Source organism: Enterobacter sp. WI-ESBL-E8, from assembly GCF_053364895.1.
Window position 1 is genome coordinate 3,808,913 of record NZ_JBRWXJ010000001.1, and the last position, 21,537, is coordinate 3,830,449.

Annotated in this window: 11 protein-coding genes and 1 pseudogene; 7 read left to right on the forward strand and 5 right to left on the reverse strand. The window is 59.8% G+C overall.

Annotation, left to right across the window (positions count from 1 at the left end; translation table 11 throughout):
- Nucleotides 1-180 precede the first annotated feature (180 nt).
- The 4 genes from ACWHWP_RS18045 (at nt 181) to ACWHWP_RS18060 (ending at nt 16,220) form a co-directional block, all read left to right on the forward strand.
- Nucleotides 181-11,361, forward strand: a complete 11,181-nt coding sequence (locus ACWHWP_RS18045) for a BapA/Bap/LapF family large adhesin (protein WP_447856100.1) — start codon at nt 181-183, stop codon at nt 11,359-11,361.
- Between the two features lie 80 nt (nt 11,362-11,441).
- Nucleotides 11,442-12,845: a TolC family outer membrane protein gene (locus ACWHWP_RS18050; protein WP_047348109.1), complete on the forward strand. Its 1,404-nt coding sequence runs from the start codon at nt 11,442-11,444 to the stop codon at nt 12,843-12,845.
- Nucleotides 12,842-15,040 carry a type I secretion system permease/ATPase gene (locus tag ACWHWP_RS18055; protein WP_447856101.1) on the forward strand — a complete coding sequence of 733 codons (2,199 nt, stop codon included), beginning with the start codon at nt 12,842-12,844 and terminating at the stop codon, nt 15,038-15,040. Before ACWHWP_RS18050 ends, ACWHWP_RS18055 begins: the two co-directional genes overlap by 4 nt.
- A 10-nt stretch (nt 15,041-15,050) precedes the next feature.
- Nucleotides 15,051-16,220: an HlyD family efflux transporter periplasmic adaptor subunit gene (locus ACWHWP_RS18060; protein WP_123138623.1), complete on the forward strand. Its 1,170-nt coding sequence runs from the start codon at nt 15,051-15,053 to the stop codon at nt 16,218-16,220.
- Between the two features lie 64 nt (nt 16,221-16,284).
- Here the strand turns inward: ACWHWP_RS18060 and ACWHWP_RS18065 are convergent, their stop codons facing one another.
- Genes ACWHWP_RS18065 through ACWHWP_RS18075 form a run of 3 tightly spaced genes read right to left on the reverse strand, consistent with a single transcriptional unit; the run spans nt 16,285 to nt 17,554 of the window.
- Entirely contained in the window at nt 16,285-16,770 is a 486-nt protein-coding gene (locus tag ACWHWP_RS18065) for an Hcp family type VI secretion system effector (RefSeq protein WP_049008703.1), read from the reverse strand.
- Nucleotides 16,771-16,784: 14 nt separating this feature from the next.
- Entirely contained in the window at nt 16,785-17,111 is a 327-nt protein-coding gene (locus tag ACWHWP_RS18070; RefSeq protein ID WP_447856102.1) for a DUF1493 family protein, read from the reverse strand.
- The gene (locus ACWHWP_RS18075; RefSeq protein WP_447856103.1) at nt 17,105-17,554 is read right to left on the reverse strand and encodes an STM2901 family protein; all 450 of its coding nucleotides are present in this window, start codon (nt 17,552-17,554) and stop codon (nt 17,105-17,107) included. The genes ACWHWP_RS18070 and ACWHWP_RS18075 overlap by 7 nt, the downstream gene beginning before the upstream one ends.
- Before the next feature lie 482 nt (nt 17,555-18,036).
- Between ACWHWP_RS18075 and ACWHWP_RS18080 the strand changes: the two are divergent.
- From ACWHWP_RS18080 to nudI, 3 genes and pseudogenes are all read left to right on the forward strand, one after another.
- A pseudogene (locus ACWHWP_RS18080) lies at nt 18,037-18,477 on the forward strand (hypothetical protein).
- 523 nt (nt 18,478-19,000) lie between these two features.
- Nucleotides 19,001-19,270 carry a HigA family addiction module antitoxin gene (locus ACWHWP_RS18085; protein ID WP_447856104.1) on the forward strand — a complete coding sequence of 90 codons (270 nt, stop codon included), beginning with the start codon at nt 19,001-19,003 and terminating at the stop codon, nt 19,268-19,270.
- A 58-nt stretch (nt 19,271-19,328) separates the two neighbouring features.
- Nucleotides 19,329-19,754, forward strand: a complete 426-nt coding sequence (gene nudI / locus ACWHWP_RS18090) for a nucleoside triphosphatase NudI (RefSeq protein WP_429057655.1) — start codon at nt 19,329-19,331, stop codon at nt 19,752-19,754.
- Nucleotides 19,755-19,756: 2 nt separating this feature from the next.
- Here nudI and ACWHWP_RS18095 read toward each other — a convergent pair whose 3' ends face one another.
- Together ACWHWP_RS18095 and ACWHWP_RS18100 are read right to left on the reverse strand one after the other, a co-directional pair.
- Nucleotides 19,757-20,266 carry a DUF6622 family protein gene (locus ACWHWP_RS18095; protein ID WP_447856105.1) on the reverse strand — a complete coding sequence of 170 codons (510 nt, stop codon included), beginning with the start codon at nt 20,264-20,266 and terminating at the stop codon, nt 19,757-19,759.
- 85 nt (nt 20,267-20,351) lie between these two features.
- Nucleotides 20,352-21,533 carry an aminotransferase-like domain-containing protein gene (locus tag ACWHWP_RS18100; protein WP_063428903.1) on the reverse strand — a complete coding sequence of 394 codons (1,182 nt, stop codon included), beginning with the start codon at nt 21,531-21,533 and terminating at the stop codon, nt 20,352-20,354.
- Nucleotides 21,534-21,537 lie beyond the last annotated feature (4 nt).

Here is a 21,537-nt window from a genome sequence, read left to right on the forward strand (position 1 = left end):
GATACGTAATTAGATTCGCTCTGATGTTGCCACTCTAAATCCTGGCGGGCATCGTGCGCGCTAAAATTAACGGTCAGTGCTGCGTTATAACAGCAACTGCGCCGGGGGCGCCCTTTACCTTCAGCAGAGATGGCTCGTCTTGCTCGCCGTTCACGACACTTCTGCTGGAGTAATATTTAAATGAGCCAAATCTCTGTTATATCGAAACTTACTGGCGTGGAAACGACCACGGAAGGCACCCAGGTTACGCTGAGCCATTCCTCTATCGTTGAACTTCATATCGAGCGGGCCAGTGTCGCCGATTTCGCCCGCAGCGGTAACGATCTGGTGATCACACTCCACTCCGGCGAGGTGATTACCCTTAAAAACTTCTACGTCACTGATGCTCAGGGGGCGAGCCAGCTGGTTCTGCAGGACAGCGAAGGCGCATTATGGTGGATTGAAGATCCTACCGGGGCCGCCACGTATGAATCTATCGCCTCCACGGACGTGCTGCTTGCCTCGTCCGGGAGTGATGCCGGTGGCGCCGCCATCTGGCCATGGGCACTGGGCGGCATTGTCGCCGCGGGCGGCATCGCGGCGGCGGCAAGTGGTGGCGGTGGCGGCGGCGGTGGTGATGACGATAATGGCAACGGCACGAACCCCGGCACGCCGACAAACCCTTCCGATCCGGATACGACACCGCCGAATGCCCCAACCGGTCTTCAGTTCTCTGCGGATGGTAAAACTGTCTCCGGTACCGCGGAACCGGGCAGTACCATCACGCTGAAAGATGCCGACGGTAATGTAATTGGCACGGGTAAAACCGGCAGCGACGGTAAATTCACCATCGATCTGGGAACGCCGCTGACCAACGGCGAGCAGATTACCGCCACCGCTACCGATCCATCGGGGAATACCAGCCCGGGGACGACGGTGACCGCCCCGGACACCACCGCGCCGGATGCTCCGGATATCCTGATAGTCAATGACGATGTCGGCGACAAAGCTGGCCCGCTGGAGAACGGCCAGCGTACTGATGACGCCCGCCCGACCTTAAGCGGTATCGGCGAACCCGGCAGCACCATCACCCTTTACGATAACGGCCAAAAGATTGGCACCGCGCAGGTGGATGCGAAAGGTAGCTGGAGCTTTACCCCGACTACCGATCTCGCTAACGGCAGCCACACGATTACCACAACCGCCACCGATGCGGCTGGCAATACCAGCCCGGCGTCGGGTGCCTTTAACTTTATTGTCGATACAGCCGCGCCAGGCGCTCCCGTCATTACCAGCGCAACGGACGATGTCGGCCCGGTGACCGGAACAATCAGTAACGGCGGCAACACCAACGATCAGCGGCCACAAATCAGCGGCACCGCAGAGGCGGGATCCACCATTACCATTTATGACGGTTCTGTCGCTATTGGCACCGCAGTGGCCGGCAGCAACGGCACCTGGACCTTCACCCCGTCGGTAAATCTCAGTGAAGGTAACCACTCGATCACCGTCACGGCAACGGATGTGGCGGGTAATACCAGCCCCCCATCGCCCGCATTCACCCTTAACGTGGATCTCACTCCTCCGGTCACACCCAGCGCCATCGTAATTAACGATGATACCGGCTCGCTGAAAGGCGCCCTCGCCGTGGGGCAGGTGACTGACTCCACTCAGCCGCGCCTGACGGGCCGGGGAGAACCCGGAAGCACTATTTCCATTTATGATAACGGCAAGCTCGTAGGCGAGGCGATCGTTAAGCCAGACGGCACCTGGACCATTACGCCAACCAGCCCACTTGCGGAAGGTTCTCACTCCATTACCGTCCAGAGCACCGATGGCGCCGGAAACCAGAGCGCCATGTCGCAGCCGATCGTCTTCATCGTGGATACCACACCGCCGGACGCCCCCGTCATTACCCTTAACCCGGCAGGCACGCAGATTACCGGTACCGCCGAGCCTAACAGCAGCATCGTGATTACCAACAATAACGGGGAGATCGTTGGCCGCACGACAACCGACGGCAATGGTAATTTTGTCGCCACGCTCTCCCCTGCGCAAACCAACGGTCAGCTCATTTCGGTCGTGGCCTCTGACGCCGCAGGCAACCAGAGCCCGGCGGCAACCGTCACCGCCGCAGACACCACGCCACCTCAGGCGCCCGGCAACCTTCAGGTCGCTGATGATGGACAAAGCATCAGCGGCACGGCGGAACCGGGCAGCACGGTCACCATTAAAGGAGCCGATGGCTCGGTTATCGGTGAAACCACAGCCAACGGCGACGGCACCTTCAGTACGCCGATCAGCCCCGCCCAGACCAACGGCGAAGTGCTGACCGTCATCGCCACCGATGGCTCCGGTAATGTCAGCCTGCCGGGGACGGCCACGTCACCGGACAGCACTGCGCCGCTTGCGCCGGACAACGTGGTCGTTTCCGGGGATGGCACCACCGTCACCGGCACCGCAGAAGCGGGAAGCACCGTAACCATTCGCGAAGGCGGCGTCACCGTAGGTCAGGCAGTCACCGATGACCAGGGTAACTTTAGCGTGACGCTGAATCCGCCAAAAGCCAACGGCGAAGCCCTGACGGCAGATGCGACCGACCCCGCAGGGAATACCGGGCCAACCACGCCGGCGCTCGCGCCGGACATTACCCCGGCGCAAACGCCGGTGATTCTCTCGGTGGTCGATGACTTCCCGGCCACCACGGGTCCTGTCGGACAGGGCGGGCTCACCAACGATGCAACGCCGACCATCAGCGGTACCGGTGAAGCAGGCACAACGCTCTATATCTACAGCGGCAGCGATCAAATCGGCACGCTGGTTATCCCCTCTTCCGGTCAGTGGAGCTTTACCCCGAGCGTGAATCTGCATGAAGGCGGACATGTGCTGAGCGCGAAAGCCATCGACGCCGCAGGTAACGCCAGTGCAACCTCTAACACCTGGAGCATTACGGTCGACAGCGTCGCCCCCGGCACGCCGGTCATTACGCAGGTGGTGGATAATGTTGAAGGCCGCACCGGCGCGCTCGACATCGGTGAAACCACCAACGACCCGACCCCGACGCTTAACGGCACCGCAGAGCCGGGCGCGACGGTCACCATTCGTCTGGACGGTACCGGCATTGGTACGGCGGTGGCAGACAGCAACGGCGCGTGGACCTTCACCCCCACCACGCCGATTGGCAATGGGCAACATACCGTGACCGTCGTCGCGACCGATGCAGCAGGTAACAGCAGTTCCCCTTCAGGCGGCTTTACCTTTACGGTTGATATCACGCCGCCGCCTGCCGCGACCATCGCCACCGTGACCGATGACGCTGGCGACGTGCAGGGCCCGCTCAACAGTGGCGATACCACGGACGACACCCAGCCCCTGCTGCAAGGCAGCGCGCCGGCGGACACCATCATCACCCTCTATGACGGCAATACTCTGCTCGGCACCGCAACCCTCGACGGCAGCGGAGGCTGGAGCTTTACGCCAACCACCCCGCTCACCAACGGCCCGCATTCGATCACCGTTCATGCCACAGATGCCGCCGGGAACACCACCGTCTCCGATCCGTTTAACCTGGTGGTGGATACCGTCGCGCCTGCCACGCCGGACACTCCGGCCGTCACCGTCAATCCGGATGGCGGTACAACCGAGGTCGCGCTGAACCCGGGAGAAGTTACCCGCGATACCACCCCAACGCTGAGCGGCACCGGGGAGGCGGGCGATACCGTCACGATTTATATCGGCGGCGTTAAAGTTGACGAGGTCCCGGTAGGCAGCGACGGCAACTGGAGCTGGACGCCAACGACGCCGCTGGACAATGGCACCTATGACATCACCCTCACCGTCACCAACAAGGATGGCGCGGGCAATGAAAGCGCCCCGTCCCAGCCGGTGACCATCACCATTGATACCGACCCACCGGCCACGCCTGCGGCCCCAACCGTGACCGACAGCGTGAGCCAGATAACCGGTCCGGTTGCCGATGGCGGAACCACTAACGATCCGCGCCCAGTACTCAGCGGCACCGGTACGGCGAACGACGTGATCATTATTTATGACAGCGTGAACAATCAGCCTGCCACCGAAGTGGGTCGCGTCACCGTAGACAGCAACGGCAACTGGAGCTGGCGTCCTGACAGCAGCATTGATGAGGGAAGCCACGAATTTACCGCCACTGCGACAGATGAGGCGGGCAACGTTTCTGATCCTTCGGCTGGAATTACCATTACTGTGGATACCGAGGCACCGGATATCCCCGTCATTAGTGCCGTCGGCGGCGAGCCGAATGGCGGTATTATCACGGATACCACGCCGACCGTCGGCGGAACCGGCGTCAACGGCGAGACGGTAATCGTCTATAACAACGGCGTCGAGGTTGGGCGCGTCGCTGTGGCGAACGGTACGTGGTCTCTTGATCTGCCGTCCCAGAGTGACGGCCAGCTGAATATCACCGTTGCGGGAGTAGACGCCGCGGGTAACGTCAGCGATACCAGCCAGGTCTTTACCGTCACGCTCGATAGCGTTGCACCTGAAATACCGCAGATTAACGCGGTCTCTGACAGCCAGGTCACGAATAGCATCCTTTACACCCGCGACGGTACGCCAACCCTCACCGGCACTGGCGAACCGGGCAGTACGGTGATCGTTTCCGTGGACGGCGTCCCGTCACCCGTAACGGTGACGGTGCAGCCGAACGGTACATGGAGCTGGACCGCAGGCAGTACGCTGTCGGATACCTCCCATACCTTTACCGTCTCTGCGTTTGATACGGCGGGTAATACCTCCCTCAGTTCTGCTCCGCTTAGCGTGACGGTGAATACCGACGATCCGGATGCACCTGTCGTTTCCGGTATAGCCATTCAAGGTACACCGTTGACCGGCACTGCCGAAGCGGGCGCAACCGTCACCGTAACCGACAGTAATGGCAACGTTCTCGGTACGGGGGTGGCTACCGGCGGCAACTTCTCCATTGCGCTGAGTCCGGCTCAGCAGGATGGCGCTGTCCTGACCGTGACCGCAACCGATGCCTCAGGGCGTACAAGCCCGGAGGCCGACTTTACCGTCAGCGGTACGGTATCCAATCTGCCAGAGGTTCCGATCATCACCGCCATCACTGACGATGTCGGAGCCGTAACGGGCAACGTGCTGGGTAAAACCTCGGACGATACCGCCCCGGTCATCAGCGGAACGGCCCCCGCGGGCAGTACCGTCACGCTCTACCAGGACGGCAGCCTGATCCCGCTGGCGGTTATCCCGGTAGGGTCAGGTGGCACATGGAGCTATCAGCTGCTCGTACCGCTGAGCCCAGGAAACCACTACTTTGAAGCGACTACCACGGTCAACTTAATCACCAGCGGCCTCTCTCCGGCCGCCACGGTGACTATCGACCTCACCGCCCCCGGTACCCCAACCATTGGCGCGGTGGTTGATGACGTCGGTCCAGGCACCGGCCCATTGACCAACGGCCAGGCCACCAACGACAACCAGCCAACCCTGACCGGCACCGGCGCGGTGGGCGATACCATCACCGTCTACAGCAACGGCGTGCTGCTGGGGACCACGCAGGTCGGCAGCACGGGCACCTGGAGTTACACGACGCCCGTGCTGACGGAGGGTAATAACGTTCTGACCATCCGCGAAACCGATCCGGCCGGAAACCAGAGCGGACCTTCGGCGGGCTTTACCGTCGTGGTGGATACGATCTCCACCACACCGGCGATTACCAACGTCACCGATAACGTCGGCAACGCGGCCACCACCGTGGTCAGCGGCGATCCGACTAACGACGCGACGCCAACGATTACCGGTACGGCAGATGCGAACAGCGTCGTGACGATCTTCGACGGCGGCACGCAGATTGCCGTGGTCACCGCGGATGGCACCGGCGCATGGACGTTTACCCCTGACACCGCCCTCGGTGAAGGGCTGCACAGCTTTACCGTCATCGCCACCGATCCGCAGGGTAACGTCAGCCAGGTCTCCAACACCTGGGGCGTGGTGGTCGACCTCACGGCCCCCGCGGTCCCCGTGCTGGATACCGTCAGCGACAACGCGGCGGGCGGGATTGTCGGAAATCTCACGACAGGCCAGGTCACCAATGACGACACGCCAACCCTCACCGGGAGAGGTACCGCGGGCAGTACCATCCACATCCTGAACAACGGCGTGGAAATTGGCACCGCCCCGGTAGACGTTAACGGCAACTGGAGCTTTATCCCTAACCCAGCGCTGGGGGATGGCAGCTATAACATTCGCATTAACGCCAGCGATGCCGCCGGTAACGTCTCCGCCAACTCGCCGGTCTTCGTCTTCACGGTCGATACCACGGGCCCTTCCGCGCCGGGGATCGTTAGCGTAATTGACGATGTCGGCCCGGTGACCGGTACGCTCAGCACGGGCAACAGCACCAACGACGCGCGTCCAACCTTCAACGGCACGGGCGAAATCGGCGCCACGGTGCATATCATTGTTGATGGCAGCGAGATTGGCACCGCGGTGGTCAACGCTCAGGGGAACTGGACCTTTACCCCGGACACCGCGCTCGCAGAGGGACCTCACGCCATCACCTTCAACGCCACCGACGCGGCAGGCAACACGGGCGCCACCACGGCACCGTTTAACCTGACGGTGGACACTATTGCGCCGTCAGCGCCGGTTATCTCGACCGCGGCGGACAATGCCGGCAGCGTTCAGGCCCCGCTCGCCTCCGGACAGAGTACCGACGACACCACGCCAACGCTGACGGGCACGGCGGCGGCCAATGCCACCATTACGATTTACGAGAATGGTCAGCAGGTCGGCACCGCCACGGCGAACGGCAGCGGCGCATGGAGCTTTACGCCGTCCACGCCGCTGGCGAACGGCAGCCACACCTGGACCGCCACGGCCACCGATGCGGCCGGCAACGTGAGCCCGGCCTCGCCTGGCTTTACGCTGGTGGTGGATACCACTCCTCCCAACGCGCCGGTTATCAGCCAGGCGATTGACGATGTGGGCACCATTACCGGAGCGTTCAGCTCCGGGCAGACCACCGACGACACAATTCCACGTCTCGTCGGGACCAGCGAGCCGTTTGCCACCGTCAATATCTTTGAAGGCACAACGCTTGTGGGAACAGGCACCGCGGATGCCAGCGGAAGCTGGAGCATTCTGCTTAACACCACGCTGGCGACGGGCACGCACAGCTTCACGGCCTATGCGACGGATGCGGCTGGCAACGCCAGCGATCCGTCAGCAACCTTCAGCCTGACTATCGACACCACACCGCCTGCGCAGCCGGTACTGAGCAGCATTGTGGATGACGTCGGTAATGCCGCCACGCCGATTGCCAACGGCGGGTTAACCAACGACGCGCAGCCTACCCTCACCGGTTCGGCGGAAGCGGGCGCGACGGTGAAAATCTTCGATAACGGCGTGCAGATCGGCAGCGTGACCGCCACCGGCGGAGCGTGGAGCTTTACGCCAACCACGCCGCTCGCTAACGGGCAGCACAGTCTGACCTTCACCGCGACGGATGCGGCCGGCAACGCCAGCGCGCCTACCACCGGGTATGTGATTAACGTGGATGCTACCGCACCAGCGGCTCCGGCCATCAGCTCGGTAGTGGATGATGTGGGCAGCATCACCGGACCGATAACCGGCGGCAACCCGACCAACGACGCGCGCCCAACGCTGAACGGTACCGCCGAAGCCAACGCCACCGTGCGCATCTACGACGGTGGCACCCTGGTTGGCACGGTCACCGCCGATGCCAACGGCAACTGGACGCTGCCGCAAACCACCACCGCGCTGGCGGAAGGCTCGCATACCTTCACCGCCACCGCCACGGATGCGGCGGGCAACACCAGCGTGGCGTCGGCCCCAACCACCATTACCGTGGATCTGACCGCGCCTGGCGCACCGGGCAGCCTGGCGGTGATCACCAACGGGACGCACGTCACCGGTACCGCCGAAGCGGGCAGTACCGTCACCATCACCACCAGTACCGGAACGGTGCTCGGTACCGCAACGGCGGACGGAAGCGGGAACTTTAACGCGACCATCACCCCGGCGCAGACCGACGGTGGCTCCCTGCTGGTTTACGCCACCGACAAGGCCGGTAACGCCGGCGTCAGCGCCTCGGTGATTGCGCCCGTCACGCCGATCCCGAACGCGCCGGTTATCGCCACCATCAACGATAACGTGGGCACCGTGACCGGCAATCTGACCAACGGCAAAACCACCGACGATACCACCCCAACCCTGAGCGGGACCGCCCTGGCGGGTTCCACCGTCACGCTGTATAACAACGGCGTGTCGATGGGCACCGTGGTCGCGGACGGTTCAGGCAACTGGAGCTTCACCACCCCGGCGTTAGGCGAAGGCGCTCACGCCTTTACCGCCACCGCGAGCAACGGTTCGGGTACCAGCCCGGTTTCCGGCGCGACCACCGTGATCGTCGATCTCACCGCGCCAACGGCACCGACCGGCACCATTAACGCCGACGGCAGCGTGTTGACCGGGAATGCGGAGGCCGGCAGCACCGTCTCCATCCGTCTTGCCGACGGCACCACGGTGACGACCACCGCAGGAAGCAACGGGACCTACAGCTACACCTTCCTCAACAAGCAGACGGAAGGCCAGACGCTGCAGATCACCGCCACCGACGCCGCGGGCAATACCTCTCTGCCTGGTTCAGTCCTCGCGCCGGTGGTGCCGCTCTCCGCCAGCAATAACGTTGAAGAGTTGGATCTCAGCACCACCGCCACCGTCACCAACAGCCAGTACAGCGATTATGGCTTCCTGCTGGTGGGGGCGGTGGGCAATGTTCTGACGCTGCTGGGGAATGACACCGCGCAGGTGGACTTCACGGTTGGCAGCGGCGGCAGTGCCGATATCGTGGTGAATGCCAACGCCACCGGCGCCGTGCTCTCCCTGCTCAACACCCTTGAGCTGGTGGTGCAGCGTTTCGACAGCGTCAACGGCACCTGGACCACGGTTATCGATACCGGACAACCGCAGTTTGCCGACCTGCTGACGCTGGGGGCCACCGGCGTATCGCTCAACCTGACCGGGCTGGCGAACGGCGACTATCGCGTGCTCAGCTATAACACCAACCTGCTGGCCACCGGCTCCTACACCAGCCTCGACGTGGCAGTGAAAGAGACAAGCGCGGGCACCGTCACGGGCGACACCAGCCTGAACGGCAACGTGATCCTCGATACCGACCCGACCGCGGGCAGCGACAACGCGCCGGCCGGGACCACCGTTTCCGCCGTCACCAACGCGCTGGGGGTAACCACCAGCGTCAACGCCGACGGCACGGTCGTACAGGGGCAGTACGGTACGCTGACCATTAACCGCGACGGCAGCTACACCTACAACCTCACCGACACCAGCGCCGCGGTGATTGGCCGCACGGAGAGCTTCACCTACACCATCACCCATAACGGCGTGAGCGCGTCGGCGAACCTCGTGCTGTCGCTCGGTGCGGGCAGCGTAACGAACGGCATTGTCGCCGTTGACGACACGGCCTCGCTGACCTTTGACACCACCGTCAGCGAGATTAATAACGGCACCTCGTCTCAGGGCGGCTTTACTCTGGTGGGCATTAATCTCGGCAACACGCTGGGGCTGAACCTGCTGGACGACATGACCAACCCCATTATCTATAACGTGGAGGAAGGTACGACGCGCACCATGACCATCCAGGCCTCCGTTGGCGGCGTGGCGCTGGCGTCGGTGTTCGATCTGTACGTCTATAAGTTCAACAACGCGACCCAGACCTTCGAGCAGGTTCGCGTCGAGTCGGGCTGGCTGCGCGCCCCGCTGCTGGGGGGCACCTCGCCTCAGCTGACGCTGAACCTGCCTGCCGGGGAGTACCTGTTCCTGCTGAACACCGCGGCGGGGATCACCGCTCTGACGGCCTACACGCTGAGCGTTCTGCAGGATCACGTCTACAGCGTGGCGAGCATCAGCGAGACAACCACGGGCGACGTGCTGACAAATGACCCTGTTCCGGCGGGTACGGTGGTCTCGGACGTGAACGGCGTGACGGTCAACAGCAATGGAACTACCACCATTCAGGGTGAATACGGCACGCTGTCCATCGATTCGTCCGGACAGTATACCTATACCCTGAAGAGCGGCGTGGGCGCGGACCATATCAGCACCCCGGATACGTTTGTCTACACCATTACCGCGCCAGACGGGTCGAAAGACACGGCGACGCTCAACATCACCCCAACCGCGCGGGCGATGGATGCGGTTAACGATGTCAGTGCCGTGATGAATGTCACCTCGGTACACCACACGTCAACCTACTCCGATACCACCGTCGGCAGCGCCAGCTGGACGACCGCGCTGCTTTCATCAACCCAGGGCAGCGGAAGCGGAACCTTTGTGGTGGATCCGAACACCGCCCTGCATAACGCGTCGCTGCACTTTAACGTTGCCTCGCTGCTGGCGCTGGGCGGGCTGACGGTGAACTGGACGATCAGCGATGCCAACGGCGCGATCCGTACCGGCTCCTTCAGCGGCGGCTCGCTGCTCGGCGGCAGCATCGACGTTCCGCTGACCGGTCTGGACCTCAACGCCGGGACCTATACGCTGAGCTATACCGGCAGCGTACCGGGGCTGAGCGTGGGTAACATCACCATTACCCCAAGCGTAAACGGCACCACCTACTCGCTCAGCCAGTTCGACGCCACCAGCGGGCACTTCGTTAACGGCAATATCTTCGACGGCACGGATTCCGCCGGGGCAATGGATCAGCTGCACTCGGTGGATACCCGTCTGAGCGTTACCGGCTACAACGGCGTGACCACCACGCTGGATCCGTATAACGGCAGCGCAACGGTGAACGTTACCGGCCATTACGGCACGCTGGCGATTGGCGCGGACGGCCACTACACCTACACCCTCAATACCGGGGTGTCGCTCTCAACCATCACCTCGAAGGAGACCTTCAACTACACCCTGACCGATGCCAATGGGAAAACGGACAGCGCCACGCTGACCATCAATATGGCGCCGCAGTTCATCAGCTCGGAGCATAACGACGCCATTACCGGCACGGCCTACGGCGATACGCTGATTTACCAGGTGCTGAACAGCACCGCAGGCAACGCCACGGGGGGTAACGTCAGCAGCGCGACGGGCGATCACTGGACCGGCTTCTCGCTGGCGCAGGGGGACAAGATCGACATCGGCGATCTGCTGGTGGGCTGGAACGGTAGCGCCTCGACGCTCGGAAATTATCTCCATGTCACTAATAGTAATGGCAATACTGTGATCTCCATCGACCGTGACGGTGCAGGAGCCACCTACACTAATACTGCACTCGTTACGCTTGATGGGGTTCAAACCACCTACGACGAGCTTGTAAACCAGCAACACATCATTACCTGATAGCACCTGCAACAGATGACCCGGGCGCACGGCGCCCGGGCATAACAATAAAGCTGTACTTATTTTATTAGGGACATGACATGGGAATGAAGATGCCTTACTGGTGGCTCTCGTGCTGCCTGATATCTGTGCCCGCTCTCTGCGCGAACCCGGCGGCAACGATCAATACCGGACAGCTTCGCGAAACGCAGGAACTCCCCTCGCTCAACGGCCGCGTGGCCCCGGTGGCCGGCAAAGCCGCTCCCGGCTCGTTACAGCTTGGCGACGCCGTCAACCGCGCCGTCACCTGGCACCCGGCCATCAGCGAAGCGGTGGGAAAACTGTACCAGCAGAGCGAAGAGGTTGACGTCGCTAAATCAAAATACTATCCGCAGATTAATGCCGGCGTGGACAACGGTTACTCCCACGACGGCGACCAGAACGGCTTTACGCCGTCGCTGGTGCTTTCTCTCTCGCAAATGCTCTACGACTTCGGCAAGGTGGCAAGCCAGGTGCGCGCCGAGAGCGCCGGCGTGGCCCAGCAGCAGGCCAACGTGCTGGTGAGCATTGACACCATCGCCCACGATACCGCCATCGCCATGGTGCAGGTGCAAACGTGGCAGCAGATGGTCGATACCGCCAAAGAGCAGCTTGAGGCCCTCTCCTCCATCGGCACGCTGACCCGCCAGCGTAATGACGAAGGGGCCACCTCGCTCTCTGACGTGGTGCAGACCGATGCCCGTATCGAAGGCGCGCGCGCCCAACTGATGCAGTACCAGGCCAGCCTGGACAGCGCCCGCGCCACGCTGATGAGCTTTCTCGGCTGGAATAGCTTGAACGCGATCAGCAATGATTTCCCGCAGAAGCTGGGCCGGAGCTGCGACATCGCCGAGCCGGATGACCGTCTGGTTCCCGCGGTACTCGCCGCCTGGGCGCAGGCCAACGTCGCCCAGGCTAACCTCGACTACGCCGACGCGCAGATGACGCCAACCGTCTCGCTGGAGCCGGAGGTGCGCCACTACATGAACGATCGCTATGCGGGCAGCGACACGCGGGATCGCACCCAGTATTCCGCATGGGTAAAAGTGCAGATGCCGCTCTATCAGGGCGGCGGCCTCACCGCCCGGCGTAACGCCGCCGGACACGCGGTGGAAGCGGCGCAATCCACCATTCAGCGCACGCGTCTTGACGTCCGCCAGAAACTTCTGGAAGCCCGCAGCCAGGTGATGAGCCTGCAAAGTACGCTGCAAATTCAGGGCCGCCAGGAGGCGCTCAGCGCCCGCACCCGCGAGCTGTACCAGCAGCAGTATCTCGATCTCGGCTCGCGCCCGCTGCTCGACGTGCTCAACGCCGAGCAGGAGGTCTACCAGGCGCGCTTCACCCAGCAGCAGACTCTCGGTCAACTGCATCAGCTGCAGCTCAACTGCCTTTATAACACCGGGCAACTGCGTCACGCGTTCGACCTTGATAACCGCACCATCCAGACCGTGGAGATCCAGCCATGAAGCAGCGTGATATCCCGCAAGGTGAAAACATGACGGATGAGGCCCTGGTCCAGTGGGCGCAGGCCTTTGGCTTTGTCGCCACGCGCTACCGCGTCTCTTGTTCTCCCGGCGCGCTGCTGGCGGGCGCGCCGTGGCTGAAGGGCAAACCGATGGTACCCGCCCTCACCCAGCTGGCACGCGAGGCGGGGTTGTCGTTTCAGCTGCTTACTGCCGGCCAGGAGGCGATCAACAGCTGGCGTCTGCCGGTGGTGGTGGCGATGGACGACGGGAGGATCGGCGTGATCGAACATTTCGACGGCGACGATACCCTCGAGGTCAGCTTCTTTGACGACCAGACCTACACCAACCGCCTGTCGATGACGGCGATGCTGCCCGCCATCCGCCACGTCATTGCCCTGCGTCCACTCGCCGCGCTGAAGGACAGCCGCGTGGACGCCTACATCTCTAAATACCGCCCGGACTGGCTCTACCGGCTGGTGATGCGCGACCTGCGCCCATACAGCTGGGTGATGCTCGCCGCGCTGTTTATCAACGTGCTGTCGCTCTCCGGGATCGTCTTCTCCATGCAGGTGTACGACCGGGTGATCCCCGCCCAGTCCTACCCGACGCTTTACGTCCTGACCATCGGCGTGCTGATTGCTACCCTGTTTGGCTTCGTGCTGCGCGTGGCGCGCGGGCACATTATGGATCTGCTAGGCAAGCGCTCGGACATGCGCGTTTCGGATCGCGTATTCGGCCACGCGCTGCGGCTGCGCAACAGCGCTATTCCCCGCTCCACCGGCAGCTTCATCTCCCAGCTGCGCGAGCTGGAGCAGATCCGCGAGATGGTGACCTCGTCCACCATCTCAACAATTGTCGACCTGCCCTTCTTTTTACTGTTCGTGGTGGTGCTGGCGATCATCGCTCCGCAGCTGGCGTGGATCGCGCCGGTCGCGGCGGTGATCATGGTTCTGCCAGGCCTGCTGCTGCAGAAAAAGCTGGCGGAGCTGGCGAAGCAGTCAGCCCATGAATCAACCCTGCGCAACGCGGTGCTGGTGGAGAGCGTTCAGGGGCTGGAGGACATCAAGCTGATGCAGGCGGAAAACCGCTTTTTGCAGCAGTGGAACAGCTATATCCAGATTACCGCGGAATCCGGCCTGCGCACCCGCGAGCTGACGCAGAACCTGATCAGCTGGGGAATGACCATCCAGAGCCTGGTTTACGCCGCCGTGATCGTGGTCGGCGCGCCGATGGTGATTGACGGCACCCTGACCACCGGTTCGGTGGTCGCCGCGTCGATGCTGGCCTCCCGCATGATCGCCCCGATGGCGACGCTCTGCGGCGTACTGGCCCGCTGGCAGCAGGTCAAAGCGGCAAAAGAGGGTCTGGACAGCATCATGCAGTTGCCCACCGAGAACCAGCGCGAGGAGACGCCAATTCGCCAGGACGTGCTGCGCGGGCACTATCTCTTTGAACAGGCGCAGTTCCGCTATCACCCGGAGGATCCGCGCATGGCGCTGCGCATTAACCGTCTGGAGATCAAACCCGGCGAAAAAGTGGCGATCCTCGGGCGCAACGGCGCCGGGAAATCGACCCTGCTGCAGGCCATGGCGGGCGGGATGGATCTGGCGGCCGGCGAGCTGCGGCTCGACGGCTTCAGCCTGCCGCATCTCGACGTCGCCGACGTCCGGCGCAACGTCGGCTTTATGACCCAGAACGCGCGGCTGTTTTACGGCACCCTGCGCGAAAACATCACCCTCGGCATGCCGCGCGCCACCGACGAAGAGATTTTCGAGGCGCTGGAGATGACCGGCGCGGCGGGCTTCGTGCAGAAGCTACCCAAGGGGCTGGACTACCCGATCATGGAAAACGGCGTGGGGCTCTCCGGCGGGCAGCGGCAGTCGATTCTGCTGGCGCGCATGCTCCTGCGCGATCCGAATATCGTGCTGATGGATGAACCCACCGCCTCGCTGGACGAGCACACCGAGCGGGAGTTCATCCAGCGGCTGGGCGACTGGCTCGGCCATCGCACCCTGATCGTCGCCACGCACCGCGTACCGGTGCTGGAGCTGGTGGAGCGGGTCGTGGTGCTCAAGGAAGGCATGCTGGTAATGGACGCGCCAAAAGCGCAGGCGCTGAACAACAGCCGTATGCAGCAACAGCAGCAGCAGGCAGCAACCGGACGGGAGTGGAAAAATGAAAATCAGTCAGCGTGACGTTGCCGCAATGGACGATCTGGATAACGCCCTCGACTCCGAAAGCGGCTACACCGGCGCGCGGCGGATCGTGATCTTCTCGCTGCTGATGTTCGTGGTGCTGGGCGTCTGGGCGTGGGTTGGCGTGCTGGATGAGGTATCAACCGGCTCCGGGAAGGTGATCCCCAGCTCGCGCGAGCAGGTGTTACAGTCGCTGGACGGCGGGATCCTCACCGAGCTGAACGTCCACGAGGGCGATCAGGTGCAGGCCGGGCAGGTCCTGGCGCGGCTCGATCCGACGCGTTCCGAGTCGAACGTCGGCGAAAGCGCGGCGCGCTACCGCGCTTCACTGGCCTCCAGCGCTCGCCTGTACGCCGAGGTGAACGATCTGCCGCTGAAGTTTCCCCCTTCGCTGGCAAAATGGCCGGATCTGATTGCCGACGAAACGCGGCTCTACAACTCGCGACGCGCGCAGCTGGAGGATACTCAGCGAGAGCTGCGCGCCGCGCTCGATCTCGCCAATAAGGAGCTGGCCATCACCCAGCGGCTGGTCAAAACCGGGGCCGCCAGCCACGTGGAGGTCCTGCGCCTGCAGCGGCAGAAAAGCGACCTGGAGCTGAAGCTCACCGACGTGCGCTCGCAGTATTACGTTCAGGCGCGCGAGGCGCTCTCCAAGGCCAACGCGGAAGTCGACATGGTCTCCGCCATCCTCAAAGGCCGCCAGGACTCCGTCACCCGTCTGACGGTGAAATCCCCGGTGCGCGGGATCGTGAAAAACATCAAGGTCACCACCATCGGCGGCGTGATCCCGCCCAACGGCGAGCTAATGGAGATTGTGCCGGTGGACGATCACCTGCTGATTGAAACCCGCCTGTCGCCGCGCGACATCGCCTTTATCCACCCGAACCAGGAGGCGCTGGTCAAAATCACCGCCTACGATTACGCCATTTACGGCGGGCTGCACGGGGTGGTGGAGACGATATCCCCGGACACCATCCAGGACGAAGCCAAGCCGGAGGTGTTCTATTATCGGGTGTTTATCCGCACCAGCCAGGACTACCTGGTGAATAAGGCCGGCAGGCACTTCTCAATTGTGCCCGGGATGATTGCGACGGTGGACATTAAGACCGGAGAAAAAACGGTGCTGGATTATATGATTAAGCCGTTTAACCGGGCGAAGGAGGCGCTGAGGGAGCGTTGATCTTTGCAGGAAGAACAGGGAATGCCTCCTCTCCATTTATAGAGCGGAGGCAATTTGCTGCACTTCAAACCGTTGATCGCTCATTCCAGGCATCTGAGTATTGAATATTTCCATCAACATAACGCCATGTGATTTTCTCGTAGCGCAGTTGGATACTTTCCATATGCCCTGTTCCCGGACAGTTACGCGTATCGTGCATAATTGGCGTAATAGAAACAACTTTTACGCCTTCCAGTAAAATATTGAAGTATTCAACTTCCTGACCAGCATCATTAATGTGATACCACTTTACCTCTGCAGATTTGAGAGTTTGCCCTGTTGCAACAGCCCGATAAAGATAGGGGGATGCACTATCAATTTCTTTTTCAAACAGGAAGGGAGCGTGCTGACGTGTTCCAGTAAGTCTTCCTGTTGTCCCATCAACCGGGATACTCAAATTATGTGTCAAACCTCGTAATTCAATACTTCCTTCTCGATAAGCCACATCAGATGATCCCCTAATCAGATTTCCTGCATCATCTTTTAGCCATAAATGAACGGGTACGGCCATCATTACTCTCCTTATTAATCATATAGCCACCTCCCCGCTTTCGCAGATTCGGCGAACATCCTTACCGTTAAAGGCTTAGAAATTTGTTCCACGGGTTTATCAGTAAACCATTTTCGAAAAAACCATGTGTGAAACCATGGGTAATAGGCATTGTAATTCATCAGCGTTATATCGACATTGAATCGCACGCTGTATTTATCCATACAGACGACTAAATCATCATCCTCTGCATATTCTTGTAATATATCATCCAACTGTAAGGGCATGAGCTTGCCGGTAAATGTACCCATTACGGGCAATTCATTCTGAAAAAAAGTCAAAATTTCTTGTTCAGTTACCATATACGGTCTTTTTTGTGAGCAATCGTATTATACATTTTAAGTGTTTTATAGCATATTTGAGCCAAATCGCTGGCTACTAATGTCCAGCCAATCACTGGCAGTCCCCTCCCGATAAAGGCTCCCAAATTGGTCACATACTTAGGTTTTAAAGTAGTAATACTTGCTTCAGTTAACGTCGGTAATCTTACCGGTAACTCTACATTAAGATAGTGACGTAAATATTTTGATGCTATAGATGTCCCTGCTGTCGTTCCGTAGGGCTTATTTCTGGTCTTTAATATTGGCAGTCCTAAAATGATACAACTCATCGTTAGTGCATCCTCTATGCCACCAAACTGCTCTTCAATCTTATCTAACAAAACCCAGAAAAACAGCTCACCAGCCGATATATTGCGAATTCCTTTATAGAAATATGTCCCACCAAGTTCCTCGACGGTATCCATACACACCTTCATAATCCTTCTTTTAATCATAAACACCATACGCCACTTTGGCCGCAATGTTGATTAAATAGACCTTAATAAATTCCTAATTTTATAAATCGTCAGTATTATTTGCGGCGGCAAATGTTGGCTCATCAGGTGAAACATTTTTGGCTTGAACGCATTCCTCATTCTACATTTTTTCTGAAGCAGCTTCGCAGAATCTAACTAATCCCTTTATCTCCACTTTTGCTAACGACTTTTCGGATATATGTTCTTCCCACGCCAGCAAAATCTGGCGTCGGGATTGGCATCCCGGTTATGATTGGAGACGGCGTAAGTCCTTGTTACGCTGCACGTCTGGCTACATTCCAATGGTGGGCTGGACGGGGGCGTCGCAAGACGCGCCGGTACACTCCAAGCCGGTAATGCCAACTCCGTTCAGACCTGCCACCCGGAAATTGGCATTTCCGCGGTCGGGTTAACTACCTGATTGAAGAAAAATGATGACCACCAGTAACGCACTTTTCACAACCCCTTTCGACCACAACACCGACTTCACCGAACTTGCCGACAACTGCCAACGCTATTGCGAAGCTCTGGTGGAAGAGACCGAGCCTGCAAGAAAAATAGCGCTCTGCGGTCGTCTTGCCTCCACTCTCGCCCTGCTCCGCCCGATGCTGCTGGAGCCAATCCCTGAGCACTAACAGGAACGTCTTACCGTCGACGTGTTTCCCGAACGTGAGCCTATATTCAACACCGAATCCGATCAGCTCTGTCGCTACTGCGAGGAAGTTACACAACTGCTGATAGCAGGCGTACTTTCACCCGAATCCTCCCGCGTGATGAGGGATTTACTCTGTGAACTGACGGGCTATTTTGCCGACCAGCTAACCGCCCCACGCTGGCTGAGAACGGAGGCTGGCGTCGCGTTGCTGGGTTGACATGGTTTTCTCCCTCTCTCGTGAGGAATCCCAGTAATTTTTTTTAACCGGAAGCGATGAGTGTTGCTTCAGGAAAATTAATGGCTTACAGCGATGCCCTGGTCCGGCTGTAAATCGCCGAGGCGTTTCCGTAAGGCCGGGGCGAGGCGCAGGGATGCGCCGAGAGGGCGTGGCCTGCAGGGATGCAGGCTCATGCCCGACCCGATAGCCTGAAGGAATAAGCTGAGGGTACCGCGAAGCGGCGATTTACCGCCGGGAGCCCGGGTCGCTAGGGTGGTGGCGATTGAGCCACCCTGGCACGTTCACAGGTCATGCCGTTACAGAGTAGCAAGGAACATAAAGTGAACGGAATAACCTCCACAGCCGTATGTTCCCCCTCACCCCAGCCCTCTCCCTAAAGGGAGAGGGGGTCGTCAGTGCAGACATTATTTTGTGGGGATCCCTCAGCCCCCTCCTACAGGGAGAGGGTTGGGTGAGGGCATCATACCGCACCTATTTTATATTTATAAACAGGACGTTACTTATGAATAACAAGGAAAAAATACGCATCCCAACCACACCAGGCGAAGTGTTGCTGCACGATTATCTTAAGCCACTCAGTCTCGGCATCTCAGAACTGGCAGAGAGAATAAACACCGATCACACCACTGCCAGCGCGCTGTTAAACAATAAAATCAAACTCACCGTTGATTTGGCCATAAGACTGGCAAACGCATTCGATACCAGCATTGAATTCTGGCTGAATCTGCAACAAAACGCAGAAAACCAGGGAGCGAGAATCGAACACCTCTAACATAACCCTCACCCCCAATCTGCTAAAGTAGCCCAAATTCATTTTTCAGGAAGAAATCATGCGCCAACGAACCATTGTCTGCCCCATCATCCAGAACGACGGTGCCTACCTGCTGTGCAAAATGGCCGACGATCGCGGCGTGTTCCCCGGTCAGTGGGCTCTCTCCGGTGGTGGAATGGAGCCGGGCGAAACCATGGAACAGGCGCTGCGCCGTGAGATCCGCGAAGAGCTTGGCGAAGCGCTGGAGATCGCCTCGGTCACGCCATGGGCTTTTCGCGATGACATCAGGGTCAAAACCTACGCCGATGGCACCACAGAGGAGATTTACATGATCTATCTGATCTTCGACTGCATCAGCGCCAACCGGGAAGTCACGTTTAATGAAGAGTTTCAGGAGATCGCCTGGGTTAATCCGGAATCGTTAAAAGCGCTGGATCTCAACGAAGCGACGCGCATTACCTTCACGCAAAAAGGGCTACTGTAAATTCAGGCCTGAGCTCGGGCGTTATACACCCCAACATAGCGCGCAAATTTCCCGATAAAGACGCCGGCAAATACGCCGCCGGAGACGATCGCCAGCGCGCTCATGGCGGGCTGCTGCATCGTCTGGGGAGAGACCGCGCTCATCACGCCCAGCACATACTTCACCCCGAATGCCAGCATCATAAACGGCAGCGCGGTGTAGTCGGCCTGGCGGTAAAGGCTGCGCGGCGCCTCCGCGCGGGTGATAACCGCCTGCTTGATCAGGAAATACCCCAGCGCTGCGCCGGCAAGGATCCCCGCCGTCCACAATGCGAGAGTACCGGGAGTCAGCGTGCGATAGACCACCAGATCGTAGATATCCCAGAGAAGAAAGATGCCCGGAATAATGGCAAGCCGCTCCAGCGTAACGGTGGCGGGCCTGCGGGCTTTAATGCCGCGGGAGATAAGGAAGATAAACAGCACCCACACCCAGGCGGGCGTGTGCGTAACGACACCGAACAGAAATTCAAACATGGAGATCACCATGAACGATTGCGGCCCGTACCGCCCTGAACGCGTATTGCGCATAACGGCCGGAACGCCATTATGCGCAGGTCTTTTACAGCGATTTTTTCAGGCGACGAACCGCTTCTTTGAGCTCTTCATCCGTTGGCGTGACAAACGACATGCGCAGCGTCGAATGGTCTGGCTCGTTGCAGTAGAAAAATTCGCCCGGCACAAATACTACGCCGTTACTTAACGTCTTTTCCAGCCAGCGCGTGGTATTACAACCATTTTTCATCTTCGCCCACAGGAACATGCCGCCCTTCGGCTTGTGGAACGACATTACATCGCCCAGCTCGGCCTCCAGCTCCGTGGCGAACGTCTGGTACTTCTGACGATAGGCTGCGCGGATCGTTTTGATCTGATCGGCCAGCCGGCCGGTCTTGAGGTATTCGTACGTCATCAGCTGCGACAGCGTGCTGGTGTGCAGATCGGTGGTTTGCTTAAGGTTCACCACCGCGCGCTTCAGCCACTCCGGCACCAGCACCCAGCCCACGCGCGTACCCGGCGCAAGAATTTTAGAGAAGGTTGAGGTATACACCACGTTCTCTTCGTTGCCGATATCTTTGGCATGGGCAATTAACGGGCGGAAGACTTCATCGGTATAGTTAATTTCGCTGTACGGATCGTCTTCGACGATCACGAAGTCATGGCGCTTCGAGAGTTCCACCAGCTGTTTACGACGCGCCTCAGAAAGCGTCACGCCGCCAGGGTTACCAAAGGTTGGAACGATATACACCGCTTTAATGGCTTTTTTGGCCACCAGCGTTTCGAGCTCGTCGACGTTCATTCCGTCGCCATCGGTGCCAACGGATTCAAAATTCGCCTGCGCCAGGCCAAACACCTGCAGCGCGGCAAGATAGGTTGGACGCTCAACGACAACGGTATCGCCCGGGTTAATCAATGCGCGCGCCAGCACGTCGAGCGATTGCTGCGAACCGGAGGTCACGACCACGTCATCCGCCTTGCAGCGGATCCCGCGCCCTTCACAGATGCGCTGAATCTCTTCACGCAGCCCCGGCACGCCTTCGGTCAGACCGTACTGAAAGGCCTCTCCAAAATGCTGTGATAATACGGCATCAGCGGCAATTTTCAGGCCTTCGCGATCGAACAAGGCCGGGTTAGGAATGCCCCCGCCCAGCGAAATGACGCCGGCCATTTTGCTATGTTTTAATAATTCACGGATGGCAGATGATTGCAGGCCCTGCGCGCTGCTGGCGAGTTTATTCACAGACATTCTT